At 75.0% G+C, this 24138-nt stretch carries 21 protein-coding genes; 13 read left to right on the top strand and 8 right to left on the bottom strand.

What is annotated here, in order from left to right; all coding sequences use genetic code 11:
- Positions 1-56: 56 nt before the first annotated feature.
- Positions 57-860, top strand: coding sequence for a discoidin domain-containing protein (locus tag ACFV4F_RS30835; protein WP_380507356.1), 804 nt, complete (start codon positions 57-59; stop codon positions 858-860).
- Positions 861-883: 23 nt separating this feature from the next.
- On the opposite strand, the gene ACFV4F_RS30830 is transcribed toward ACFV4F_RS30835, so the two are convergent.
- Both ACFV4F_RS30830 and ACFV4F_RS30825 read right to left on the bottom strand, forming a co-directional pair.
- Complete coding sequence (locus ACFV4F_RS30830; RefSeq protein ID WP_380448096.1) at positions 884-2635, bottom strand: BTAD domain-containing putative transcriptional regulator; 1752 nt, start codon at positions 2633-2635, stop codon at positions 884-886.
- Positions 2636-2816: 181 nt separating this feature from the next.
- Positions 2817-4349 (bottom strand): hypothetical protein, encoded by a 1533-nt coding sequence (locus ACFV4F_RS30825; RefSeq protein WP_380507353.1) that lies wholly within the window; start codon positions 4347-4349, stop codon positions 2817-2819.
- Between the two features lie 253 nt (positions 4350-4602).
- Between ACFV4F_RS30825 and ACFV4F_RS30820 the strand changes: the two genes are divergently transcribed.
- Together ACFV4F_RS30820 and ACFV4F_RS30815 are read left to right on the top strand one after the other, a co-directional pair.
- Positions 4603-5574 carry a Clp protease N-terminal domain-containing protein gene (locus tag ACFV4F_RS30820; protein ID WP_380507350.1) on the top strand — a complete coding sequence of 324 codons (972 nt, stop codon included), beginning with the start codon at positions 4603-4605 and terminating at the stop codon, positions 5572-5574.
- A 26-nt stretch (positions 5575-5600) separates the two neighbouring features.
- Positions 5601-6290 carry a GPP34 family phosphoprotein gene (locus ACFV4F_RS30815; protein WP_380507347.1) on the top strand — a complete coding sequence of 230 codons (690 nt, stop codon included), beginning with the start codon at positions 5601-5603 and terminating at the stop codon, positions 6288-6290.
- Between the two features lie 57 nt (positions 6291-6347).
- Here the strand turns inward: ACFV4F_RS30815 and ACFV4F_RS30810 are convergent, their stop codons facing one another.
- A complete protein-coding gene (locus ACFV4F_RS30810) occupies positions 6348-7106 on the bottom strand; it encodes an SDR family oxidoreductase (protein ID WP_380448089.1) in 759 nt (252 codons plus the stop codon).
- Between the two features lie 182 nt (positions 7107-7288).
- Here ACFV4F_RS30810 and ACFV4F_RS30805 point away from each other — a divergent pair, with 182 nt between their 5' ends.
- Complete coding sequence (locus tag ACFV4F_RS30805; RefSeq protein ID WP_380495374.1) at positions 7289-8170, top strand: helix-turn-helix domain-containing protein; 882 nt, start codon at positions 7289-7291, stop codon at positions 8168-8170.
- A gap of 181 nt (positions 8171-8351) precedes the next feature.
- Complete coding sequence (locus tag ACFV4F_RS30800) at positions 8352-9332, top strand: hypothetical protein (RefSeq protein WP_380507345.1); 981 nt, start codon at positions 8352-8354, stop codon at positions 9330-9332.
- Between the two features lie 15 nt (positions 9333-9347).
- Here ACFV4F_RS30800 and ACFV4F_RS30795 read toward each other — a convergent pair whose 3' ends face one another.
- Positions 9348-9764: a DUF3592 domain-containing protein gene (locus tag ACFV4F_RS30795; RefSeq protein WP_380448083.1), complete on the bottom strand. Its 417-nt coding sequence runs from the start codon at positions 9762-9764 to the stop codon at positions 9348-9350.
- A gap of 132 nt (positions 9765-9896) precedes the next feature.
- Here ACFV4F_RS30795 and ACFV4F_RS30790 point away from each other — a divergent pair, with 132 nt between their 5' ends.
- Entirely contained in the window at positions 9897-10355 is a 459-nt protein-coding gene (locus ACFV4F_RS30790; RefSeq protein ID WP_380495380.1) for a hypothetical protein, read from the top strand.
- Positions 10356-10452: 97 nt separating this feature from the next.
- Here the strand turns inward: ACFV4F_RS30790 and ACFV4F_RS30785 are convergent, their stop codons facing one another.
- From ACFV4F_RS30785 to ACFV4F_RS30770, 4 genes are all read right to left on the bottom strand, one after another.
- On the bottom strand, positions 10453-11700 hold the full coding sequence (locus ACFV4F_RS30785) for an NAD(P)/FAD-dependent oxidoreductase (protein ID WP_380507342.1): 1248 nt from the start codon (positions 11698-11700) through the stop codon (positions 10453-10455).
- A gap of 128 nt (positions 11701-11828) precedes the next feature.
- Entirely contained in the window at positions 11829-12260 is a 432-nt protein-coding gene (locus ACFV4F_RS30780) for a nuclear transport factor 2 family protein (protein ID WP_380507340.1), read from the bottom strand.
- A gap of 6 nt (positions 12261-12266) precedes the next feature.
- Positions 12267-13070: an MBL fold metallo-hydrolase gene (locus tag ACFV4F_RS30775; RefSeq protein ID WP_380507337.1), complete on the bottom strand. Its 804-nt coding sequence runs from the start codon at positions 13068-13070 to the stop codon at positions 12267-12269.
- Positions 13071-13157: 87 nt separating this feature from the next.
- Positions 13158-14441: an MFS transporter gene (locus tag ACFV4F_RS30770; protein WP_380507335.1), complete on the bottom strand. Its 1284-nt coding sequence runs from the start codon at positions 14439-14441 to the stop codon at positions 13158-13160.
- Between the two features lie 101 nt (positions 14442-14542).
- Here ACFV4F_RS30770 and ACFV4F_RS30765 point away from each other — a divergent pair, with 101 nt between their 5' ends.
- The 7 genes from ACFV4F_RS30765 (at position 14543) to ACFV4F_RS30735 (ending at position 24047) form a co-directional block, all read left to right on the top strand.
- The gene (locus tag ACFV4F_RS30765; protein ID WP_380439251.1) at positions 14543-15640 is read left to right on the top strand and encodes a DUF5937 family protein; all 1098 of its coding nucleotides are present in this window, start codon (positions 14543-14545) and stop codon (positions 15638-15640) included.
- A gap of 55 nt (positions 15641-15695) precedes the next feature.
- Positions 15696-16562, top strand: a complete 867-nt coding sequence (locus ACFV4F_RS30760; RefSeq protein ID WP_380507332.1) for a PhzF family phenazine biosynthesis protein — start codon at positions 15696-15698, stop codon at positions 16560-16562.
- Positions 16563-16878: 316 nt separating this feature from the next.
- On the top strand, positions 16879-18138 hold the full coding sequence (locus ACFV4F_RS30755; RefSeq protein WP_380439248.1) for an aminotransferase class I/II-fold pyridoxal phosphate-dependent enzyme: 1260 nt from the start codon (positions 16879-16881) through the stop codon (positions 18136-18138).
- Positions 18135-19739 (top strand): carboxyl transferase domain-containing protein, encoded by a 1605-nt coding sequence (locus tag ACFV4F_RS30750; protein ID WP_380439247.1) that lies wholly within the window; start codon positions 18135-18137, stop codon positions 19737-19739. The genes ACFV4F_RS30755 and ACFV4F_RS30750 overlap by 4 nt, the downstream gene beginning before the upstream one ends.
- Before the next feature lie 7 nt (positions 19740-19746).
- Positions 19747-21852, top strand: coding sequence for a biotin carboxylase N-terminal domain-containing protein (locus ACFV4F_RS30745; protein ID WP_380507330.1), 2106 nt, complete (start codon positions 19747-19749; stop codon positions 21850-21852).
- Positions 21853-21891: 39 nt separating this feature from the next.
- The gene (locus ACFV4F_RS30740) at positions 21892-23136 is read left to right on the top strand and encodes an ATP-grasp domain-containing protein (RefSeq protein WP_380507327.1); all 1245 of its coding nucleotides are present in this window, start codon (positions 21892-21894) and stop codon (positions 23134-23136) included.
- Positions 23133-24047, top strand: a complete 915-nt coding sequence (locus ACFV4F_RS30735; RefSeq protein WP_380507325.1) for an MFS transporter — start codon at positions 23133-23135, stop codon at positions 24045-24047. The genes ACFV4F_RS30740 and ACFV4F_RS30735 overlap by 4 nt, the downstream gene beginning before the upstream one ends.
- Positions 24048-24138 lie beyond the last annotated feature (91 nt).

Genomic DNA, 24138 nt, shown 5'->3' with positions numbered 1-24138 from the left:
GGGGGGGGGGGGGGGGGGCCCGCGCGCCCGCCCCCCCCCACCCCAGGACGGCGTGTTTGGCGCGGCGCGCGCCCCCGCCGCCGCGCCCCCCCGGGCCGGGGCACGACCGGGAGCCGATCGCCCCCGGCGATCTGATCTGCGGCCAGTGCGGCACCGGCAATGTGCCCACCCGGCGCTACTGCCGCCGCTGCGGCGACCCGCTCGAAGACGCCCGGGTCGCGCCGAAGCCGCCGTGGTGGCGGCGGCCGTTCGTCCGCCGGCCGAGGCCGGGCCCGGTCGCGGGGGACCGTCCGCGCGTGCGCCGGCTGCGCCGCCCGCGGTTCGTCGTGCCGCTGGTGCTGGTGGCGCTGCTCGCCGCCGGGGGCTACGCGTACCGGGGTGAGCTGGCCGCCGGCGTCGAGGTGGTCCGCGACCGGCTCGCCACGCCGCAGCAGGTCCACCCCACCGCGGTCCGGGCCTCCAGCGAGGACCCGGCCCACCCGGCGGCGCTCGCCGTCGACGGGACCACCGACCGCTACTGGGCGCCCGCCCGCCCCGGGGACGGCCGCGGCGAGTACCTGGAGATGGACTTCGCGTCGCCGTTCCGGCTGCTCGACCTCGTGGTCTACCCCGGCACCTCGACCACCGCCGAGCAGTTCCTCACCCAGGCCCGCCCGCGCGAACTCACCGTCACCCTGACCGGCCCGGACGGCAGGGCGACGACCCGGACCGTCCACCCGGCCGACGCGCCGGGCGAGCAGCGCTTCCACCTCGCCGTCGGCGACGTGGTGCGGATCCGCCTGACGGTCGACGCCGCCTACGGCACGGGACCGGACCGCAGGGTGGCCGTCGCCGAGGTGGAGTTCTTCGAACGCCCATGAGGGTTACGGAAATTGACTGTACATCAGATCACTTCCACCGGGGCGGCCGGGAGCCCGAGCGAGAGCAGCATCCGCGCGTGCCCCTTCCGGCTGCGCTCGGCCGCCGCCGTCTCCCCGCTCCGCTCGTGGGCGACGATCAGCGTCTGCCAGGCGTCGTCCCGGAACGGGTCGATCTGCACGCTGCGGGCCGCCGCCCGGGCGCCCGCGACCGGCCGCCCGCGGGCGAGTTCGAGCTTGGCGAGGACCAGCGCGGCCTCGGCGGCGGCGTGCCGGTAGTGCTCCCTGCGCTCCACGACCCACTCCGCCGGACCGTCCTCGGGCAGCAGCTCCCCGGCGTACGCGTCCAGCGCGGCGCGGAGGGCCCGGGCCGCCGCCTCCGGCCGGGCGGCCGCCTCGGCGTCCCGGCCCTCCGCGAGCGAGGTCTCGAACCGCCGCAGGTCGTAGCTGCCCTCCGGGGGGATGCGCAGCAGGTAGGCCTCGCCGGAGCGGACCAGCAGCCGCGATCCGCCGCGGGTGACGCCGGGCTCCAGGAAGGTCCGTAGCGCGGAGACGGCGACGTGCAGGCAGCGCGCGGCGGTGGCGGGCGGGCGCTCGGGCCACAGTGCCTCGACCAGCAGCTCCCGGTGGACGGGCTGGCCGGCGTGGATCGCCAGTAGCCGCAGCAGCGCCCGGGCCCGGGGGCGGATCGCCGTCCAGGTCAAGTCCCTTTCCCCCAGTGTGAGTTCGAAACCGCCGAAGCAGCGCAGCGACAGCGTGGCCGATTCGACGGCAGGCGCGGGTGCGGCCGTCGGCGCGACGCCGCGGTACGGCGGGCGCTCCCGCCCGCCGCCGGTGGTCCCGGTCGGCCGGCGACGCAGCAGGTGGCCGCGGAGCAGCGGGCCCCAGTGGAAGGTGCCGTCGGCCGGGTCGCGCCTGAGCAGGCCGCGCTCGTCGGCCAGGACGCCCAGCAGCCAGGCGCTCTCCGTGCCGCCGACGAGCGCGTCGCACCGTGCCGCGTCGAGCCGCGACAGCGGGCTGACCTGCTCCAGGAAGCGCACGAGCCGCTCCGGGAGCGGCCGGATCACCTCGCGCTCCAGGTAGGCGTGGGTGAGGGAGCCGACGACGGCCGCGACGGCCTCCGGCGGGTGCAGGAGCGCGGGGCCGGCCAGCCGCAGCGCGGCGGGCCAGCCCTGGGTGAGCCCGTCCACCTGCGCCGTCTGCCGGGCGGAGGGCCGGCCGCCGTGCGCGTCGTGCAGCAGCCGGCGGACCTCGTCGGAGCGCAGCCGCAGGTCGGCGGGGCCGAGGACGGTGCTCGTGGCGAGCTCCCAGCGGGTCAGGTTGAACTGGGGCAGCCGCTGGCCGGCCAGCAGGAGGCGGAGGTTGGGCGGGGCGAGCAGCGCGATCTCCTCCAGCGCGGCCTCGGCCTCGGTCCCGTGGATCAGGTGCAGGTCGTCGACGGCGAGCAGCACCGGGCCCGGCCGCCGCTCCACGCGGCGCAGCACGCTCTCGACGGTGAGCGGTCCGGCGCCGCCGCCGAGCGCGTGGCGGACGGCGGAGAGCACGGCCCCGGCCTCGCTCGTGCCGCGCCAGGGGCGCCACCGCACGATCGTGCCCGGGAACCGTTCGAGGTGCTGCGCGAGCAGCGTCGTCTTTCCGTAGCCGGCGGGTGCGACCAGGAGCGTCAGGGCACCGGGCGAGGCGCGGGCCAGCCGGTCGAGGAGGTGGTCGCGGATCACCCAGGAGGTCCGTGCCGGATCACCTGGGGCGGAGTGGATGTGGTGGGCGCGATCGTGCATCGAGGGTCAGCTCCCCCCGCACTGGTAGAGCTCCATGATGATCACTCAGTGTGATCGTTGGTAGACTACTGGAACGGGGCCGCCCTGTCGCCGGATATGCCGGGCCGCGAATATGCCGATCGCGGGCCAGGGCCGGGGCCGGGGCCGGGGCCGGGGCCGGGGCCGGTGGCGGTGCGGCGCGCTACGGGTGCGCACCGGCCGGGGGCTGGGCCGCCGGGCGGTCGACGACCAGTTCCATGTGCATGGAGTCGGTGGACTCCCCGCCCCAGGCCAGGCCGCCGTCGAAGCCGTGCCGCGCCAGCTGCACCAGGAACTCGGCGTCGAAGTGCTCCGAACCGGCCGTCCGCTCCCGGGGGTTGTAGAAACCGCGTTCGACCAGCTGCGCCATCGAGGGGGAGGCGACGGCGGCGGCCGTGGTCGGCCGGGTGCCCTTCTTGCCCGCCTTCTTCTGCCCGAACAGGTAGGCGGGAGTCGCGAGTTTGGCGCGCAGGGAGGTGAGCGTCGCGGCCTGCTCGCGGGCGCCGAGCAGCGGGGCGAGCGCGGTGCGGCGGTCCTCGGCCGCGTTGACGACGGCGGTCAGCCGGTCCGCGTAGCCGCCGGAGGCCGTCAGGTCGAGCTTCTGCTCCCACTGTGCGAGCCGGCGGCCGGCCGGGCTCGTCTCGGCCGGCTCGGCGGAGTGCCGGACCGCCCGCTGGTCGCGGACGGCGGCGGCCTTCACCGCGTCGAGGTTGGCGAGTTGGGTGGTGAGCCGCTGGCGGCTCGGCAGGTCGGCCGCGTCGAGACCGGCCGCGGCGGCGGCCCGGGCGATCCGTTGCTCCTCGGCGGTGATCGCCGCCGTCCAGGGTGCGATGAGGGCGGGCACCTGGGCGAGGAGGGCGGCGCGGTCGGCGTCGGTGGCGGCCTCGAAGTAGCGGGTGCGCAGGTCGAGGAAGGCGTCGCGGTTGTCGCCGAGGGAGGCCTGGAAGGCCGCCGAGGTCTGCGCGAGGCGCCCGGACTCGGCGCGCAGCCGGTCGAAGTGCGCCTGGGCGGCGGGGGAGGGCGCGGCGTCCGGGTCCCCGGCGGTCGCGTCGCCGGTCGCGCGGATCAACGCCCTGCGCTGCCCGTACTCGCCCAGGTCGGCGTGGCTCTCCGCGCCGGTGACGGACCGGACCAGCTCCGCGGTCTCGGCCTTGCCGATCTGCGGCATGTTCGTGGCGTCGTAGTCGATGGCGTACCCGAGGGTGTGCATGGACGCCGGGGTGAACTTGGTGTTCGCGTCGAAGGACTTGCGGAAGGCGAAGGCGGTGCTGGACGACGGCATCGGGCCCTCCAGCGCCGTCGCCACCCCCTCCAGCCGGGCCTTGGCGTCGCGGTGCAGCCAGGGCCGGCCGGGCACCGCGGACTGTTCGATCGCGGAGTAGTGGGCGACGAGCGCGGCCGCCGTGCCGAACCAGCCGAGGCCGGCCCGCAGGAAGTGCCCCTTCTGCGTGTCGGTGGTGAGCGGGACCCCGCCGCCCCCGCTCAGGACGTGCGCGGGGAGCGCGTTGACGGCCGCGAGCGCCTCCGGATCGCTCACGGGAGCCGTGTCCGCGCCGTCGACGCGCTGGACGACGCCGTCGACGCGCTGGACGACGGCCGTGGGCGCGGATCGCACCGACCGGACGAGCGCGGTGGTGGCCGCGTTCCCCGCCGCCCGTTGCAGGGACAGCAGAGCGGCGGCGGGAGTGTGTGCCACCGGGCTCGTGCCGGGCGCCATCCCCGGGCCTGCCCCCGACGCTCCGCCCCGCCGTGCCCCCGCCCGTACGCTCACCCGTCCACGGTAAGCGCCGCCCCACTCGGGACCGCTGCCCGAACGGGCAGACCTTCGTGCCTGGTCGGCGGCTTCCCCGGTCCGCGCCGGGACTTCTTGACGCGTTCCCTACGTCGAATTCGGCAAAGTGAAGGCAAATTCGACGTATGGTCGCGGCCAAGGAATGGGGAGGGCCGGCATGGAGACGACACTGGAACCGGACCGGCGGGCGCTGGACGTCCTGGACACCGCGCGGCAGGTCAGCGGCGGGCGGCTGGGCACCGAACACCTGCTCGCCGCCGCGGCCGACGCCGGCGGCGGCGCCGCCCGAGCCCTCACCGCCGCCGGAGCGCCCGCGCCCGCCCTGCACGCCGCCCTGCGCGACCGCCACGTGGAGTGGACGGCCGACGACGGCGGGCTCGCGGACGCCGAGCGCCGGATCTCCGCCGCCGCCGCCCACGCCCTCGGCGCGGCGATGGACCACGCCCGTGACGAACACGCCCCGAGGTTCACCGCCGAACACGTCCTGCGTGCCGTCCTCGCGGACCCCGGCAACCGCGCCGCCGAACTGCTCGCCCGCTGCGGCGTCGCCCCCGCCGCCGTCCTCGCGCACCTCGACGCCCCGGCGGCCCGCGGCGGCCTCCACCCCCTGCTGCGCCCCACCCGGGACGCCGTCCTCGCCCACCGCGCGGGCCGGCAGCCGCGCTGGAAACGGATGCTGACGCGCCCGGCCGCCGCCGGAGCCGCCCTCGCCGCCGTCCGGCGGGAGACCGACGCCCAGGCCGAACGCCTCGGCCGGCGCTCGCCCGGCACCGAACACGTCCTGCTCGCCGTCCTCGCCCTGCACGAGGTCGCCCGCCACCAGCGGCAGTCCCCGGGCGGCGACCCGGACAGCGGCCCGGCGGACGGCTCGGCGGGCGGCTCGGCGGACGGTGAGGACTCCGCACTCGCCGCCCGGCTCGGCCTCGACCACGCCCGCGCGCACGCCGCCCTCGCCGACGGCGGGCTGCCGCTGCCCGCCGACCCGCGCTCCGTCGAGGCCTACCTGGCCGGCGCCCGCGACACCGACGCCCTGCTCCGGACGCTGCTGCGCGAGGACACCCGGGCGCGCCGCCTCGCCGAGACCCTGGGGGCCGACCTCACGGGCCCCGAGGGCCTCCTGGAACAATGATCACGAACCACGGAAGGGGCCGGGACATGCAGGTGACCATCGGCGAAGAACTGATGCTGCTCTCGCTGGACGACGAGTCCGGCGTCGCGAAGGAGGCGGCGAGCGCGGGCTGGGCCGTCGCGGGCGGCATCCTCGCGGACCTCGTGCTGGCCGGGCGCGTCACCGTCGACGACGGCCGGCTCGCCGTCGCCGACCGCACCCCCACCGGCGACCCGCTCCTGGACGGCCGCCTCGACCGGCTCGCCGAGTGGGCCGAGCGCAAGGGCGCGGGTCGGGGAGCGGGGAAGGCGTCCGGCTGGCTCACCACGGACCGCCCCACCGCCGTCCGCGACGCCGTCCAGCGCCTGTGCGAGCGCGGCCTGATCACCGAGGAGCGCCACCGCGCCCTTGGCATCTTCCCGGTCCGCCGCTACCCCGAGGCCGACCCGACGGTCGAGCGCGAACTGCGCGAGCGCCTCGCCGCCGCCGTCCTGCGCGGCGAGGACCCGGACGCCCGCACCGCCACGCTGATCGCCCTGATCCACGCGACCCGCCTGCACCGCCTGGCCTTCCCCGACCTGCCCCGCAAGGAGGTCGAGCCGCGGTTCGCGGCCATCGCGGCCGGCGAGTGGGCGAGCGGACCGGTCGGCGAGGCGATCCGGAACATGCAGGCCGCGATCGCGGCGATCACCGCCGTCACCGCCGCCACGGCCGCGACGACGGCGGTCATCACGTGACGGCGCGCTGCCCCGGACCCGACGGGCCCCGGGCAGCGCCGGGGCGCGTCTTTCGGATCAGCGGGTGGTGTAGCCGCCGTTGGCGAAGAGGGTCTGGCCGGTGATCCACCAGCCGTCGGTGGCGAGGAACGTGACGATCGGGACGATGTCCTCGATCTTCGTCAGGTCGTTGCCCATCGCCTGCGACTTGTGGAACGCCACGCGCTCCGGGGTCTCCTGGCCGTAGAAGAACGGGGTGTCCATCGGGCCCGGGGCGACGTTGTTCACCGAGATCCCGCGCGCGGCGAACTCCTTGGCCGCGGCCCGCGTGTAGTGCTCGACCGGGGCCTTGGCACCCGCGTAGGTGGAGTAGCCGTCGGTGAACGCGGCGAGCAGCGACGTCAGGATCGTGACGACCTTGCCGCCGTCGTTCAGCTGCCTGCCCGCCTCGCGGATGAAGAAGTACGCGGCCTTGGCGTTCACGGCGTGCATCACGTCGTACTCGGCCTCGGTGGTTTCCACGATCGGCTTGCGCAGCACCATGCCGGCCGTGTTGACGGCGACATCGACGCCGCCGAAGGTCTCCTTCGCGACGGCGAAGACGCGCTCCACCTCGGCGGGCTTCGTCAGGTCGCCCTGCACGGCCACCGCCTCGCCGCCGGCGGCCTTGACCGCGGCGACCGTCGCCTCGGCGTCCGCCGCGGTCCCGTCCGAGTGGTAGTGCACGACGACCTTCGCGCCGTCGGCGCCCGCGGTGCGGCTGATCAGTCCGCCGAGGTTCTTCGCACCGGCGCCGACCAGGACGACCTTGCCGGCCAGGGAGTGGTTGCTGCTCATGATCTACGGCTCCTCGCCAGATGGGGGATGTGTTCGCCGCACCACTGTCCGCCGCGAGGCCCGTCCGGGGCTTGAACGATCCGGCGCCCCCTGGAACGAACCGCTCACGATCTCGCGCGGCACCCGGATCCGCCGCCGCCCGCGGTCGTCATCCGTCCCCCGGACGGACCAGAATCGACGGTATGACCACCCACGCGACGTCCCTGTCCGCCATCAAGCCGCACCTGCTCCGGCTCTCCGGCAGCGGCCAGGACCTCGACGAGGCCGTGGTCGAGCGCGGCCTCGAACGGGCCGCCACCGGGGACTCCCCGATGGAGGACGGGCCCACCCGGCACGTCCTCGCCGTGCACGCGGGCACCTCGGCCGACCTCGCCTGGTCCGCCGACGGCCGGCCCCGGCGCGAGCGCTTCCACCGCGGCCAGGCGCTGATCAACCCGGCCGGCTGGGCCTCCCGCCCGCGCTGGGGGCAGGACGCCGAACTCATGATCGTCGCCCTCGAACCGGCCTGGCTGGAGAAGCTCGCCACCGAGAGCGACCTGCCGGGGCCGCTGGAACTCGCCCCGCGCTTCCACCTGACCGACCCGTTCCTCGCCATGCTCGTCGAGCGCCTGGTCGCCGAGTACGAGGGCCCCCGCCCCGCCGACCCGCTCTACGCGCAGTCCCTGCTCCAGGCCCTCGCCGCCCACCTCATCCGCACCGCCGCCACCCGCGGCCCCGGCCTGCCCGAACGGGACGGCGGCCTCACCCCGAAGCGGCTCGACCGGGTCGTCGACCACATGAACGGCTACCTCGACGGCCGGCTCTCCCTCACCGACCTCGCCGCCGTGGCCGGCGTCAGCCCGTCCCACTTCACCCGGGCGTTCCGCGCCTCGACCGGCCAGTCGCCGCACCAGTACCTCGTCCGCCTGCGCCTCGAACACGCCCGCCGGGCCCTGCTCACCACCGACACCCCCATCGCCGCGATCGCCCAGCTCTGCGGCTTCGCCGACCAGAGCCACCTCACCCGCACGATGCGCCTCCACACGGGCACCACCCCGTCGGCGCTGCGGGCGAGCCGGGACTAGGGCGGCTGAACTCGGCCTCCCCCGGGCGCCGTTCGCCCGTGTCATAGTGGCTTCCGTACGCTCCCCGGCGCACACAGGGTTCGACGAGCACCTCTCATGTGACGGAGGGTCAACAGTGTCGCAAGAAGCTCTGAGCTCGGGGTTGAGCCGGAGGCGTCTGCTCCGCCTGGGGGCAACGGCCGTGGCCGTGGCCGGAGTCGGCGGATCGGTGGTGCCGGTCGCGGCCGGTGCCGAGCGGCTGCCGAATCTCGCGGGCGTCGCCGACGGGAGCACGTTCATGGCGTGGAAGGGCGTCGACGGGGACCAGCGCATCTGGTGGAACCGGCTTGTGAACGGCACCGGTTGGACCGGGCCGCAGCCGGTCGACGGCGCCGCCACCAGTGCCGGGGTCGCCCTGGCCGGGCCGTGGGGCGGGCCGTTGTTCATGGCCTGGAAGGGTGTCCTCGGCGACGAGCGGATCTGGTGGAACTCGTTCGACGGGGGCGCCTGGTCCGCACCCCAGCAGGTGCCGGGTGCCGCGAGCAGCGTCGGCCCGGCGCTGACCGACTACGCCGGGGTCTTCATGGCGTGGAAGGGCGTCACGGGGGACCAGCAGATCTGGTGGAACAGCTACTACGGCGGGTGGACGGCACCGCAGGCGGTCCCCGGGGCGTCCAGTGGCTTCGGGCCCGCTCTGGCGGTCGACCGCAGCGGTGGGCCGTACGGCGTGCCGTGCATGGCGTGGAAGGGCGTCGACGGCGACCAGCGCATCTGGTGGAACAGCTACCAGGGCGGTTCGACGGGCAGCAACTCCTGGACCGGGCCGCAGCCGGTCGACGGCGCCGCCACCAGCGCCGGGGTCGCCCTGGCCGGGCAGCCGGGCGGCGGACTGCTCATGGCGTGGAAGGGGGTGGACGGCGACCAGCGCATCTGGTGGAGCCGGCTCTACCCGTCCTCGACGGTGTGGACCCCGCCCCAGCCGGTGCCCGGGGCGCGCAGCGGCGTCGGGCCCGCCCTCGCCGTCTACGGCGGCTCCACCGTCATGACGTGGAAGGGGGCGGACGGCGACCAGCGCATCTGGTGGAACCGGTTCGACCCCGGCGGGAGCGTCTGGTCCGATCCCCAGCCGATCCTCGGGGCGAGCACGGGCTTCCGTCCGGCCCTCGCCACCGTCGGGGCCTGAGGCGGTCCGGTCCGCCTAGAGCGCCACGACCGCCAGGACGAGCGCGATCAGGACCATCGACAGCCCCAGCGCGATGAACCCGTACTCCAGCGGCCGCCGTTCGCGCCCCTCGACGAGCACCTGGCGCGGGTCGGCCGGGTCGTAGCGCAGCGGCACGTGGCCGCCGTCCGGCAGGGGGTGACGCCGGGTGGACGGGACGGGGGAGAAGACCTCGACCACCCGGCCGTCCTCGGTCTCGAACTGCAGCAGCGGACGCGGCGGCGAGACCCGGTCCTCGGGCGTCGGCACCCGCTCGCGCACCAGCGCCCGCACCGGCACCCCGACCCGCCGCAGCCGCCGCACCTCCCGCAACCCGACCACCCCGGCCAGGTACGCGACCACGCCCCCCAGCCCGCCGAACACCACCACGGCGAACCCGGCCGTCCCACCCACCACGCCTCCCTGCCCGCGCCGCCGTCCCAGGACCTCCAGTATCACGGACGGGCAGTTCGTCAGCCGTCGGCCGAGCGGTGGTCACGTCCTGAAATGGACACGTGGCCCGTCCCCCGGGACTACCCTGGCGTGGTGGAATCCGACCGCAGCAACGGCGAGTTCGACTGGCGTCCGCGTCCTGATCGGGTCCGGGCCGTCGCGGCGCGTCCGCGCTGGTTCGTCCGCCGGATGCGCGTGGCGGCGGGCCTCGGCGTGCTGGCCTTCCTGCTCGTGGCCGGCGGTGTCCTGGCCTTCTTCCAGGCCATCCACTTCCCGTGCCTGTGCGGCGAGGGCCAACCCGTCGACCGCACCGCGGAGATCACGGCACTCGTCAGTGCGCTGGCGGGACTGCTGTCGGCCATCGCCGCCGTGCTCACCGCGGTCGTGTCCCTGGTCGCACTGCGGCGGGACCGGACCGAACCGGCCCCGCCACCGACGACGCCCGACCCCACCGGTCCGGCAGGCGATCCGCCCGCCCCCGCAGGCCCCCCTGCGAGCACCCCGAACGAGTCCGGCACCCACCCGTGGGTCCCGCCCTCGTCGCCGCACTGACACCGGTTCGGGCCCCGGCGATCGTGTCGGTTCGAGCTCTCCGAGCTCGGGCGGCCCCATGTGCCCGCCCAGAAGCGGTCGCGCCCCTCCCGGGCCCCTACACCTCGCCGAGGGGGACCGCCGGGTCGGCGAGGCGGGCCGGGTCCACCACCCGCCGGGAGCGGACGAGTTCGCGGATCGGGTCGGTGACGTCCCAGACGTTGACGTTCATGCCGGCGAGGACCCGGCCGTCGGCGAGCCAGAAGGCGATGAACTCGCGGGTGGCCGGGTCGCCGCGGAAGACCACGCGGTCGTAGCCGCCCGGGTCGACGTAGCCGACGTACTCCATGCCGAGGTCGTACTGGTCGGTGAAGAAGTACGGGACGCGGTCGTACCCGGCGTCGTCCCCGCCGAGCATCGCGCGGGCGGCGCTCTGGGGCTGGTTGACGGCGTTGGCCCAGTGCTCGACGCGGATGTGGCGGGCGAACAGCGGGTGGTAGGCGTTGGCGACGTCGCCGGCCGCGTAGACGTCGGGGGCGGAGGTGCGCAGGTGCTCGTCGGTCGTGATGCCGTTGTCGGTCTCCAGGCCGGCGGCCTCGGCGAGGGCCGTGGCGGGCGCGATGCCGATGCCCACGATGACGACGTCGGCCGGGACGGTGCTGCCGTCGCCGAGCCGGACGCCCGTCACCGTGCCGTCGGCGCCGGTGAGTTCCTCGACGCGGACCTCGAAGCGCAGGTCGACGCCGTGCGAGCGGTGCAGGTCGGCGAAGACCTGGGCGACCTCGCGGCCGAGCACGCGCAGCAGCGGGAGTTCGGCGGCCTCCAGCACGGTGACCTCGGCGCCGGCCTCCCGGGCCGCGGCGGCGGTCTCCAGGCCGATCCAGCCGGCGCCGATCACCACGACCCGGGCGCCCGGGCGCAGCGCCGCCTTGATCCGGTCGCTGTCCTCGACCCGGCGCAGGTAGAGCACGCCGTCCTGGTCGGCGCCGGGCACCGGCAGGCGGCGCGGCACCGAGCCGGTGGTGAGCAGGAGTTTGGCGTACTCGATCCGCCCGTCGTCGACGAGGGTGACGGTGTGCGCGGCGGGGTCGATCGCGGAGACGGCCGTGCCGAGGCGCAGCGTGATGTCGTTCTCGGCGTACCACTGCGGCGGGTGGACGTAGATCTTCTCGCGGGGCGTCTTGCCGAGCAGGTAGCCCTTGGACAGCGGCGGCCGCTCGTACGGGCGCTCGTGCTCCTCGCCGATCAGGACGATGCCGCCCCGGTGCCCGGCCTCGCGCAGCGCCTGCGCGGCCTTGGCCCCGCCGAGCGACGCGCCGACGATGACGATCGGCCGCTCACGTCCGCTGTCGTCCGCGGTTCCCATGCTGAACTCCTCGCTCTCCGGCCCGGATCGACGGCCAGCCTGCCGCCTCGCCGGTGGCCTGTCGAGACCGCGCCGGGCGCGCCGCCACCGGCTCCCCCGTTCGGGTGAAGTCAGGTGGGGGGCGTGGCCTACGGTTGTGTCGCGTCGCGGACCAGGGCGGTGTCGGTGAATTGCTCGAAGCGCACGATGCGGCCGCCGCGCACCACGAAGTGGTGGGCGACGCGCACCGCGAGGGGTTTGCCGGTGGTCTTGTGGACGGCCGTGTAGCGGGCCAGGACGACGACGTTCTCGCCGTCCACGACGTAGGTGTCGTCGTGGGCCGTCCAGTCGTGCCACTCGGCGGCGAGGCGTTCCATCACGTTGCCGGTGACGCCCTTGGGGGTGCGGTAGGTGCCGGCGAGGGGGAAGCCGGCCATCTCCGTCCACTCGATGTCGTCGGCGAGGGTGGCGCGCAGGGCGGCGAGGTCGCCGCGGGCGGAGGCGAGGTACTGGCGGCGGACGACGTCGGCGGGGGCGGTGGACTCGTTGAACGCGGCGGTCCCGCGCGGGATCTCGATCATCGTGGCTCAGCCCCAGGTCGTCTCGCCCATGACGACCTTCGTGCCGAGGTCGACGGCGATCGCCAGGCCGAGGTCCGGGAAGCGCTTCTCCAGGGCCTGTCTGGCCGCGGCGGCGTCCGGGGAACGGCCGATCTCGGTCTCGAAGGCGCGCAGGTAGTCGCGGGTGTGGAAGACGGAGGTGAGGTTGGTGGGCGCGCCGGCGGTGCGGTGGCCGGCCGCGACGAACTGCGGTTCCAGCGCCTCGATGCCGTCCAACAGGTCGATCCAGGCCGCCCGTTGCTCGGGGGCGGGGGTGTCGGCGGTCCACACGTGCAGGCCCTCGAACAGCAGTACGCCGCCGAGGACGGCGTGGTGGTGGTGCTGCCACAGGTAGTGCCGGTCGGGCAGGTGGAAGTCGGCGCCGCGCAGTTCGAACCGGTGGCCCTCGAAGACGAGTTCGTCGCCGTGCAGGGGCTCGGGCCGCACGAGCCGGGTGGGCAGCTCGGGGCCGAGGTGCGCCCAGGCCCCGAGCTTGGCCTCGTAGGTGTCCTGGATGTGCTGGACGGTGGACGGGGTGGCGAGGAAGCGGGCCTCGGGGAAGGCGTCCTGGACCTCCTGCGCACCGAAGTAGAAGTCCGGGTCGCCGTGGCTGACGAACACCGTGGTGAGCCGCTTGCCGGTGGCCCGGATCCGTTCGGCGAGGCGACGGCCGTCGGAGCGGGTGAAGCCGGCGTCCACCAGCAGGGCGTCGTTCGGGCCGGTGACGAGGACGGAGGTCTTGTTGAGGGAGCTGTCCGGGCTGTCGATGACCTCGAAATCAAGCGCGCTCATGCGTGTTCCTTCCACGGGCAGGCGTCGCGCCCAGGATCGGTGCTCGGCGGCCCGTCCGCATCCCGGGAAGGGCCGCCGCGGCCGGCGTCACTCCGCGGGTCCCAGCCGCAGCACCGCCACCGCGCCCGCGAGCGTGGCGACCGCCAGCGTGGACCACAGCACCCCGGGCCCGGCCGCCAGCAGGGCCGTCAGCACCGCGGGTGCCGCCGCCCTGCCCACGCCCATCGACAGCTCCCAGCGGGCCAGCGCCCGCCCGAGCAGGTGCGGCGGCGCCACGGCCGCCACCAGGGCCGTGCCGGAGCCGGTGTAGAGGATCTCGCCCAGCGTGAACAGCACCGCGACCACCGCGATGCCCGCCGCGCCCGGCGTGCCGCCCAGCGAACCGGCCGCCCAGAAGCCCAGGAACGACAGCGACAGCGCGAACCCGGCGGCCGCCATGACCACGCGCCGCGGCCGGTGCGCGAGGCGCAGCACCAGGGCCAGCTGGAGCGCGAGCACCAGCACCGTGTTGCCCACGAAGACGCCGGACGACCACGCGGGCGAGGCCTGGAGGTGCAGCACGAGCAGCGCGGGCAGGGCCACCTCCAGCACGTCGAAGCAGAAGGCGTACGGCACGTTGGCGAGGCTGAGCAGGGTGATCCGCCGCATCGGCGTGCGGGGGCCGGCCTGCGGAGCGCCGACGGGAGCGGAGGGAGCGGGCGGAGCCGTCACCCGCAGCGAGCGGACGAGGGCGGCGGCGCCGAGGCACGTCACGCCCGTCACGCCCGCGAGCAGCCGGATCGCGCCCTCGCCGCCGGTCACCGCGACGGTGGCCAGCAGCGCGCCCGCGCCCATCCCGGCGTTGCGCAGCGAGCGCCCGGCGGCCAGCGCCGCGTCCCGCAGCCGGCCCTCGGTCAGGGTGCTGACCACGGCGGCGTGGGTGGCCGGCCAGGACTGGCTGCCCACGCCGATCAGCACGGCCGCCGCCGTGAAGCCGGGCAGGCCGCCGGCCGCGAGCAGCGCGAGCGCGCCCAGCGACCGCACCGCGAGCGTCGCCGCGGCCGGCAGGGTGCGGGCGCCCCGGTCGATCCACCGGCCGGTCAGCGGCACCACCATGAGGCCCACGACCATGCCGAGGGTCATCGCGAGGCCGGCCCCGCCGGCGGTCAGGTGCAGCACCTCGATGCCGTAGAGCAGCAGGAACGGGCGCAGCAGGCCGGTGCCCACCGCGTCCACGAGCAGGGCGGCGGCGTAGCGGGGCCCGCCGGCGGCGGTGAGCAGGGCGAGGAGGGCGGACGGGCCGCGGCGGGTCGTGCCGACCGGCGGCGCGGGCGGCTCACCGGCCCGGGCGGCGGCGTGGTCGTGGACGGACTTCTCCTGGATCAGGCTCATGGCCGACACCGTGCGCCCCGGCCGGCCGCCGGGGCACGTCGATTGACGGTTCGCGTCAATCGGCGACGGGGTGCATCAGGCCTGGTGGGAGGATTCCTTCCGTGAGTTTGACCATCGACATCACCGGACTGCCCGACGAGCGCCTCGTCTTCACGCCGTCCCCGCTCGCCGAGCTGAACGCGATGCTGCACGTCCTCGCCGAGCCCGGGCACCACCCCGCGCTGCACGGCTGGGCCTCCTCCACGGCCGCGACGATCCCGCCCGAGCTGTCGGAGCGGCTGCTGGAGGCGGACTTCCTCTGGCGCTCCTCCCGCGCGGACTTCCTCGTGCCCGGCCTGCCCGGCGCCACCCTCGCGGAGGAGCTCGACGCCGTCGACCGGGTCGACGACGAGCTGTACGTCACCGCCGCGCTCATCACCACGTGCGGCTCCTCCAGGCTCACCCGGCGGATGGCCTCCCCGCTGAGCGATCCCGTCGCGAACGAGCGGGCCCGCGAGCTCGCCCTCGCCCGCGGCCCCCGTCAGGCCGCCTTCGCGGACCGGCTGCTGGCCGATCCGCCCGCCGTACGCGCCCTGGTGCGACGGATGCTGGAGGACTGCGGGTCGGCGTTCTTCGCCGACGCCTGGCAGCGCGTCCTGCCCGACCTCGCCGCCGACGCCCGGCGCAAGGCCGACCTGGTGCGCCTGCGCGGCGCCGGCGAGGCGCTCGCGGCGGTCTCGCCGTCCGTCGCGCTGGAGCAGGGCGCGGACGGCCGGCGCCGGATCGTCGTCGACAAGCTCCAGGACAACGCCACCAGTGGGGTGGCGAGCGGGGGAGTGACGTTCATCCCGACCGCGTTCGGCCGTCCGCACCTGCTCGTCGTGCACGCCCCGGGCTGGCGGCCGGTCGTCCAGTACCCCGTGGCCGAGGCCGGGCTGCCGGAGCCGGTTTCGCTGGCGCTCGTCCAGCAGCGGCTGGAGGCGCTCGCCCACCCGATCCGGCTGCGCCTGGCCCGGACGATCGCCCGCGGCCCGCACACCACCGGCGAACTCGCGGCCGCCTGGCAGCTCTCGGCCCCCGAGGTCTCCCGCCACCTCGCCGTGCTGCGCAAGGCCGGACTGCTGGTCACCCGGCGGCGCGGGCGGTACATGCTGTACGAGCTCGACCTGGCCGGCAGCGCCCGGCTGGGCTCCGACCTGCTGGAGGCCGTCCTGCGGTGACCGGGGGAACGGTGACCGGGGGGAACACGGCCGTGGCGGCCCGCGTTCGTCGGGCATGACCCGTGACACGTCCTCGACCACTCCCGAGATCCTCCGTTACACCGCCTTCGCGACCCGCCCGGAGGGCGGCAACCCGGCCGGCGTCGTCCCGGACGCCACCGGGCTGTCCGACGGGCGGATGCTCGCCATCGCCGCCGAGCTCGGCTACTCGGAGACCGCCTTCCTCACCCCCGGCACCGGCCGCGGCGCCTACGCCGTCCGGTACTTCAGCCCGCTCGCCGAGGTGCCGTTCTGCGGGCACGCGACCGTGGCCTCGGCCGTCGCCCTCGCCGCGCGCACCGGCCCCGGGCGGTTCGTCTTCACCACCGCGGCCGGGGAGGTCCCGGTCGAGGTGGCGGCGGACGCGGACGGCGTGCTGAGCGCCACCCTCACCAGCGTCGAGCCGAAGGTCGAGGACGTGAGCGAGGGCGACGTCGCCGAGGCGCTCGCCCTCCTCGGCTGGGCCGCCGCCGATCTGGACCCGGACCTGCCGCCCCGCGTCGCCTACGCCGGAGCCCGTCACCTCGTGCTCGCCGCCGCCACCCGCGACCGCCTGGCCCGCCTCGCGTACGACTTCGACGGCCTCGCCGCCTACATGACGGCCCGGGACCTGCTGACCCTCCAGCTGGTGTGGCGGGAGAGCGCGCACGTCTTCCACGTCCGCGACCCGTTCCCCGTCGGCGGCGTGGTGGAGGACCCGGCCACCGGCACGGCCGCCGCCGCGTTCGGCGCCTACCTGCGCGAGCTGGGCGCCGTCGGCGCGCCGGCCGTCCTGACGCTCCACCAGGGCGAGGACCTCGGCCGCCCGGGTCTGTTGCACGTCGAGCTGCGCGAGGGCGACGCCCGCGTCCGCGTCTCGGGCGCCGCCGTCCCGATCCGGTAATCCCGGGTTCCCACCCGACCGGTCGGTCGGCACAATGCGCCCCGGTTTTTATCCAATGGCCCGAGGGGTGTCAATGGCGGCCGACCGGCAAATATTTTCCGGTGCACCCGGCGCATACCGGTCTGTCCGTTTTGCGAGGCGGCAAATAGTTTCCGGTTGACAGTCGTTCCGGGGTATTGAATTCTTTGGATCAATGCTTCCGTTCGCTGAGCGGCGTTGCCCTTTCCCCCAATGACCCCGATGGTCCCGAATGACGTCGTCATTCCGGGTGGCTTCGCCTTGCATTTTTGTACCGCAATCCGACAAGGAAACCGGCGTGCACACTTACCTGAACCTCAAGAAGTCCGCGCGGATCAGCCACGACTTCTGGGAGGTCACCTCCGAGGCCGGGATGTTCGACATCGTGGTGTCCGGTCTCGGTGACGGGCGGCACCGGGCGCTGGCCGACGGCCACGAGTTCGTGAACATGTCCTCCTACTCCTACCTCGGCCTCGACACCCACCCCCGGATCGTGCGGGCCGCCGCCGACGCGGTGCTCGCCGAGGGCGCGCTCAACAGCTCGACCTCCCGCATGCGCATCCGCTTCGGTTCGCTGCGCGACGCCGAGACCGCGCTGTCCGAGCTGTTCGACGTCGAGGCCGTCACCGTCGCCTCGTGCGCCGCCGCGGCCTGGGCGAGCCTGCCGCTGCTCGCCTCCGGACTGCTCACCGACGACGTGCCGCCGCTGATGGTCTTCGACAAGAACGCGCACTTCTGCCTCAACGCGCTCAAGCCCGCCGTCGCCGACGAGGCCGAGATCGTCACCATCGCGCACAACGACATGGCGGCCCTGGAAGACCTCTGCCGCAAGCACCCGCAGGTCGCCTTCGTCGCCGACGGCGTCTACAGCACCGGCGGCGCCGCCCCGATCGCCGAACTGCTGCGCCTCCAGGAGAAGTACGGGCTGTTCCTGTTCTTCGACGAGGCACACGGCGTCTCCACCGTCGGCGAGCGCGGTCGCGGCGCCGTCCTGGAGGAGATGGCCGCACGCGGCGGCATGAACGACCGCACGCTGATCATCACTTCGCTCAACAAGGGCTTCGGCGCGTCCGGCGGGGCGATCTTCCTCGGCCGCAACGGCGATCAGAAGCGCCGTGACACCGCGCTGCGCAACGGCGGCCCGCTGATGTGGTCGCAGCGCATCAACACCGCCGGCTTGGGCGCCGTCATGGCCTCCGTCGAACTGCACCGCTCCCCGGAGCTGAAGGAGCTCCAGCTGCGGCTGCAGGACAACATCTCCCTCTTCGACTCGCTCGTGGACACCTCGTTCAGCGGCGACGGCCTGCCGATCCGCTTCGTGGACATCGGCTCCGAGGAGGCCACCATCCGCCTCGCCGGGGAGCTCCTGAAGCGCGGCTACTACACCTCGCCGATCTTCTTCCCGGTCATCGGCCGCGGCAAGGCCGGCCTGCGCCTGATGCTGCGCGCCAACATGGCCGAGGCGGAGATCCGGGACTTCTGCACCGCCCTCAACGACGGCCTGCGTGCCGAGGGCCTGGCAGCCAAGGCCGCAGGCGCCCAGGAGCAGCGCCGATGACCGTCCTGCAGTCCCACGTCGACACCTCCTCCGAGGCGTTCCGCCGCAACTCGGCGGCGTTCGACGAGAAGCGGCAGGTCATCGCGCGGGCCAGGGCCACCGCCGTGGCCGGCGGCGACGAGCGCTCGCGGCGGCGCCACACCGAGCGCGGCAAGATGACCGCCCGTCAGCGCGTGCACCGGCTCCTGGACCCGGGCACGCCGTTCATGGAGCTGGGCCAGCTGGCCGGGCACGAGGTCTACGACGAGCACGTGCCCTCGGCCGCCCTGGTCACCGGCATCGGCGTGGTGAGCGGCCGGCCGGCCGTGATCTTCGCCAACGACGCGACCGTCAAGGGCGGCAGCTACTTCCCGCTGACCGTCGAGAAGCAGCTGCGCGCCCAGAACGTGGCCCGCGAGAACGGCCTGCCCTGCATCTACCTGGTCGACTCCGGCGGCGTCTACCTCCCGCTGCAGGAGCACCTGTTCCCGGGCGAGCACCACCTGGGCCGGATGTTCCGCAACATCGCCGAGCTGTCCGCCCTCGGCCTGCCGCAGATCGCCGCGGTCATGGGCAGCTGCACCGCCGGCGGCGCGTACATCCCCTCGATGTGCGACGAGACGGTGATCGTGCGCGGCACCGGCACGGTGTTCCTCGGCGGCCCGCAGCTCGTGCGCGCCGCCACCGGCGAGATGGTGGACGCCGAGACCCTCGGCGGCGCCGACCTGCACACCCGGGTCAGCGGCGTGGCCGACCACCTGGCCGAGGACGACGAGCACGCGCTCGCGATCGTCCGGGAGATCATGGCCCGCGACAGCCGCCCGGCACTCGCCCCGCCGCCGCGGGCCCCGCGCCCGCCGCTGTACGACCCGGCGGAACTGCCCGGCATCGTCAGCGCGACCCTGCGCGAGCACATCCCGGCCAGGGACGTCCTCGCCCGCCTGCTGGACGGCAGCGAGCTCGTCGAGTACCGCGCCCGCTACGGCCCGACGATCGTCTGCGGCACCGGCCACATCGGCGGCTACCCGGTGGGCGTCCTGATCAACGACGGCGTCCTCTTCCCGGAGAGCGCCCAGAAGGCCGCCAACTTCATCGAGCTGTGCACCCAGCGGGACATCCCGCTGCTGTTCCTGCACAACATCAACGGTTTCATGGTCGGCGCCGAGTACGAGGCCGACGGCATCGCCAAGCACGGTGCCAAGCTCGTCAACGCCGTCTCCACCGCCAAGGTGCCCAAGTTCAGCCTGGTCGTCGGCGGCAGCTACGGCGCCGGCAACCTCGCCATGTGCGGGCGCTCGATGGGCCCGCGGCTGATGGCGATGTGGCCGAGCGCCAAGTCCACGGTGGTCGGCGCCGAGCAGACCGCGACGGTGATGGCGCTCCTGCGCAGCGACCAGCTGGCGAAGGAGGGCAAGGTCCTCTCCCCCGAGGAGGAGGAGTCGATCAAGCGCCCCATCATCGAGACCTACGAGCGGCAGTCCCACCCGCTCTACTACGCCGCCCGGATGTGGGTGGACGCCGTGGTGGACCCGACCGAGACCCGCGAATGGCTGGCGCTGTGCCTGGCCATGTCCGTCGACGCTCCCAAGCAGGAGACGCGCTTCGGCGTGTTCCGGATGTGATGACGAAATGATCAAACGAGTCCTGATCGCCAACCGCGGCGAGATCGCCCGGCGGATCGCCCGCACCTGCCGCCGCCTGGGCGTCGAGTACGTCGCCGTGCACTCCGACGCGGACCACCGCTCCGCCCACCTCGAAGGCGCCGTCGAACGCGTCCGGATCGGGCCGGCCGCGGCCGCCGAGAGCTACCTCGACGTCACCGCGCTCGTGGACGCGGCCTTACGCACCGGCTGCGACGCCGTCCACCCCGGCTACGGCTTCCTCTCCGAGCACCCCGGCTTCGCCGCGGCCGTCGCCGCCGCCGGGCTGGTCTGGGTCGGCCCCGATGCCGAGATGATCACGGCCATGGGCGACAAGTCGACCGCCCGCGCCCTGATGGCCGCCGCCGGCGTGCCCGTCCTGCCCGGCTCCGAGACCGCCACCGAATCGGCGGAGGCGATCCTCGCCGACGCCGAGCGGATCGGCTACCCCGTGATGCTCAAGCCCGTGGCGGGCGGCGGCGGCAAGGGCATGCGCGTCGTGCGCGCCGCCGCCGAACTGCCCGACGCCGTCGCCGAGGCCGTCCGGCTCGGCCGCGGCAGCTTCGGCGACGGCCGGCTGCTCGTCGAGCGCTACGTCGAGCGGCCCCGCCACCTGGAGGTCCAGGTCTTCGGCGACCGCCACGGCAACGTCGTCCACCTCTTCGAGCGCGAGTGCTCGCTGCAGCGCCGCCACCAGAAGGTCGTCGAGGAGGCCCCGGCCGCCAACCTGCCCGACGCCGTCCGCGCCGAGCTCCTGGAAGCGGCCGTCCGCGGCGCCCGTTCGCTCGGCTACGTCAACGCCGGCACCTTCGAGTTCATCGTCGACCCGGCCGACCGCTGCTACTTCCTGGAGGTCAACACCCGCCTCCAGGTGGAGCACCCGGTCACCGAGGAGATCACCGGCGTCGACCTGGTCGAGTGGCAGCTGCGCGTCGCCGACGGGCAGCCGCTCCCGCTCGCCCAGGACGAGATCACCGCCACCGGCCACGCCGTCGAGGTCCGCGTCTACGCCGAGGACCCGGCCGAGGGCTTCCGCCCCGCGCCCGGCCGCGCCGCCGCGGTGCGCTGGCCGGCCGGCGTCCGGGTCGAGGCCGCCTTCGACGACACCGCGACCGGCCACGGCACCGGCGCGGCCGGATTCGACGCGGGATTCGACACCGGCCTCGACGCCGGATTCGACTCCTTCGAGCCGGAGTACGGCGGATCCGCCTTCACCGGCGGCGCCGAGGTGCCCGCCTTCTACGACCCCATGGTCGCCAAGCTGATCGCCCACGCGCCCGACCGCCCGGCCGCGCTGCGCCGCCTGGCCGACGCCGTCCGCGGCACCGCCCTGCTCGGCCTGACCACCAACCTGGGCTTCCTCGCCGAGCTCCTGCGGGCGCCCGCCGTCGTCGCCGGCCGGATGGACACCCACCTGGTGGACGCCCTGGTCGCCACCCCGGCGGAGGGCAGCACCACCCCGGCCGAGCGCGCCGAGGCCGCCGCCGCGTGCGCGGCCGCGATGCAGCTCCCGCCGCTCGACGGCGCCCCCGCCTCCCCCTGGCAGGGCACCGTCGGCCCGTCCGACCGCCGCCGGCTCGACCCGGTCGCGCCGTTCGGGCGGGTCGAACTGCGGCACGGCAGACGAACCCTGGGCGTCGGCCTCACCGCCCGCCGCGGCGCGAGCGTCGAGGTGCAGGTCGAGGGCCGGCCGTTCACCGTCGCCGCCACCGCCGTGCCCGGCAGCCCGGGCCTGTTCCGCGGGACCGTCGACGGCCTCGCCTGGACGGGCCTGCGCACCGCGGCCGGCTGGGAGCTCGGCATCGACGGGCACCGGGTGGCCCTGGCCGACCGGAGCGTCGCCGGCGCGGGCGCCGCGGCCGCCGACAACGCCGTCAAGACGCCGATGCCGGGCACCGTGGTCGGCCTCCTCTGCGAGGTCGGCGACCGGGTCGAGGAGGGGGCCGCCCTCGTCGTCGTCGAGGCGATGAAGATGGAGAACCGCATCCTCGCGCCCTTCACCGGCGTCGTCACCGCGATCACGTGCGCCGTGCGCGACCTGGTCGCCACCGAGCAGGTCCTGGTCGAACTCGCGCCCGCCGACGACGACGCCTGACCCACGCACCACCCACCCCCTGGAGCAAGGAGCCCTCGCATGTCCGCAGGAACCGACCCCGCCACGCTGTTGCTGGTCGGCGGGGTACGGGCGGTGTCGCTCGGCCTCGACATGGCGGAACTCGCCCTCGACCAAGCCCACGAGCGGGGGCTGCGCACCCACCTCACCAACCAGGAGGCGGTGCTCGCCGCCACGGAGGCGGTGACCGGCCGGGCCGGCGCCGTCTCGGCGGTGGACTTCACCGTCCCCGGCGAGACGGCCGCCTGGGCGCGCCGCCAGGTCGCGGACGGCACCCGGTTCGACGCCGTCCTCGCCCTCCAGGAGATGGCCCAGGTCGCCGCCGCCGACACCGCCGAGGCCCTCGCGCTGCCGGGCAACCCGCCGGAGGCCGTCCACCGCGTGCGCACCAAGGACGCCTGCCGCGAGGCGCTCGCCGCGGCCGGCTTCCGCCAGCCCGCCGTCCGCCTCTGCGCCGGCACCGACGAGGCCACGGCCTTCCTCGCCGCGTCCACCGGGCCCTGGATCGTCAAGCCCCGGGACGCGATGGGCAGCACGGGCGTGAGCCGGATCACCGGCCCGGACGGGCTGGCGGACGCCGTCGCCCTGCTGCCCGGCACCGGCCCGTTCCTGGTCGAGGAGTTCGTCGAGGGCGCCGAGTACAGCGTCGAGGGGCTCTTCCTCGACGGCGCGCCGGTCGTCCTCGCCGTCACCGAGAAGGAGAAGGTCGAGCCGCCGTTCTTCGTCGAGGTCGGCCACATCCTCCCGGCCGAACTCCCGGACGCGCGGCGGACGGAGATCGAGCGGACGGTCGCGGCGGCGCTCGACGTCCTCGGCCTGCGCCGCGGCGCCTTCCACGTCGAGCTCTGGCTCGGCCCCGACGGCATCGTGCTCGGCGAGGTCCACAACCGCTACGGCGGCGACTGGATCCACCGCATGCTCGGCCACGTGATCCCCGGGTTCCAGGTCTACGGCCTCATCTACGACGACCTGCTCGGCCTCCCGCGCGAAGCGGCCGACCTGACGCCGGTCCGGGCCGCCGCCGCCCGCTACCTCACCCCGCCGCCGGGGAAGGTCGTCGCCGTCGACGGCTGGGAGGAGGCCGCGGCCCACCCCGACGTGCTCCGCGCCGAACTCGCCGTCGCGCCCGGCGGCACCGTCCGCCCGCTGCGCACCTCCGGGGACCGGGCCGGCGTCATCGTCGTCGGCGCCGACACCCCCGCCCAGGCCCGCAAGCTCGCCCGCGAACTCGCCGACTCGGTCCGCTTCACCGTGGAGTCCGAGTGACGACGACTGCCACCGCCCCGCCGGCGGCGAGTCTGCTGCGCCGGCTCACTGCGTCGTTGCTGCCAGGCTCCCGGCAGGGCCGGATCATGGCCGCCGGCACCACCGTGGACGCCGTGGCCAACGGCCTCTACCTGGCCACCGCCACGCTGTACTTCGTCCACTACCTGAACATCAGCGCCGTCGCCGTCGGCACCGCGATCGCCTCCGCCAACGTCGTGGGCCTGATCAGCCCGCTGGTCTTCGGGCCGGTCGCCGACCGGTTCGGCGCCCGCCCGGTCTACGTCGCGCTCACGCTCGCGCGCGGCGCCGGGTTCATCGGGTACGCCCTGGTCGGCAGCTACGCCGGGTACCTCGTCGTCACGTGCTTCACCATCGCGGCGGCGCGGGCCTGTTCACCGCTGCTGCAGGTGATCGTCGGCGAGTTCGAGGGGGCCGCCGAGCGCACGAAGACCATGGCCTCGCTGCGGGCCATCACCAACATCGGCCTCACCGCGGGCTTCCTGCTGGCCGCGCTGGTGCAGGCCGCCCACTCCCGGGCCGCGTTCGTCGCCCTGTTCCTGTTCAACGCGGCGGCCTTCACGGCGGTGGCCCTCGCCGTGGTGCGGGCCGGCCGGGTCGCGGGCGGTGCCGAAGCGCCGGCGCCCGCCGTCGGGGCCGCACCGGCCGAGGCCGCCGCGACGGGCGGATCGCCCTACCGGGACCGGCGGTTCCTGCTGGTCACCGCCGCCAACGCGATCCTGATGCTGCACGACTGCGTGCTGTTCATCCTGCTCCCGCTCTGGGTGGTGGAGCGGGCCGGGCTGCCGGCCCGCGCCAGCTCCGGCCGGCTGGCGATCAACACCCGCCCCACCGGGGTGGTGCAACACACCCTGGGCCGCCCCCCCCCCGGGCGCGCCCCGCGACCTCGGTGAGGGCTCGCGACCGGTCCCCGGCCCGCAGGTCCGCGCCGCGCAGCAAGAGCGTGGGCAGCGGGCGGGCGCTGTCGGTGGGGCGCACGGCGAG

It is taken from the genome of Kitasatospora sp. NPDC059722 (assembly GCF_042733235.1).
Lineage (GTDB): Bacteria > Actinomycetota > Actinomycetes > Streptomycetales > Streptomycetaceae > Kitasatospora.
This window is presented reverse-complemented; position numbering and strand designations above follow the sequence as displayed.

Coding starts and splice junctions, on each gene's coding strand:
- ACFV4F_RS30750 (WP_380439247.1), top strand. CDS start 18,135: ATGACCGTCCTGCAGTCCCACGTCGACACCTCCTCCGAGGCGTTCCGC.
- ACFV4F_RS30830 (WP_380448096.1), bottom strand. CDS start 2,635: ATGCACGATCGCGCCCACCACATCCACTCCGCCCCAGGTGATCCGGCA.
- ACFV4F_RS30815 (WP_380507347.1), top strand. CDS start 5,601: ATGCAGGTGACCATCGGCGAAGAACTGATGCTGCTCTCGCTGGACGAC.
- ACFV4F_RS30785 (WP_380507342.1), bottom strand. CDS start 11,700: ATGGGAACCGCGGACGACAGCGGACGTGAGCGGCCGATCGTCATCGTC.
- ACFV4F_RS30820 (WP_380507350.1), top strand. CDS start 4,603: ATGGAGACGACACTGGAACCGGACCGGCGGGCGCTGGACGTCCTGGAC.
- ACFV4F_RS30810 (WP_380448089.1), bottom strand. CDS start 7,106: ATGAGCAGCAACCACTCCCTGGCCGGCAAGGTCGTCCTGGTCGGCGCC.
- ACFV4F_RS30745 (WP_380507330.1), top strand. CDS start 19,747: ATGATCAAACGAGTCCTGATCGCCAACCGCGGCGAGATCGCCCGGCGG.
- ACFV4F_RS30760 (WP_380507332.1), top strand. CDS start 15,696: ATGACCCGTGACACGTCCTCGACCACTCCCGAGATCCTCCGTTACACC.
- ACFV4F_RS30740 (WP_380507327.1), top strand. CDS start 21,892: ATGTCCGCAGGAACCGACCCCGCCACGCTGTTGCTGGTCGGCGGGGTA.
- ACFV4F_RS30770 (WP_380507335.1), bottom strand. CDS start 14,441: ATGAGCCTGATCCAGGAGAAGTCCGTCCACGACCACGCCGCCGCCCGG.
- ACFV4F_RS30805 (WP_380495374.1), top strand. CDS start 7,289: ATGACCACCCACGCGACGTCCCTGTCCGCCATCAAGCCGCACCTGCTC.
- ACFV4F_RS30780 (WP_380507340.1), bottom strand. CDS start 12,260: ATGATCGAGATCCCGCGCGGGACCGCCGCGTTCAACGAGTCCACCGCC.
- ACFV4F_RS30775 (WP_380507337.1), bottom strand. CDS start 13,070: ATGAGCGCGCTTGATTTCGAGGTCATCGACAGCCCGGACAGCTCCCTC.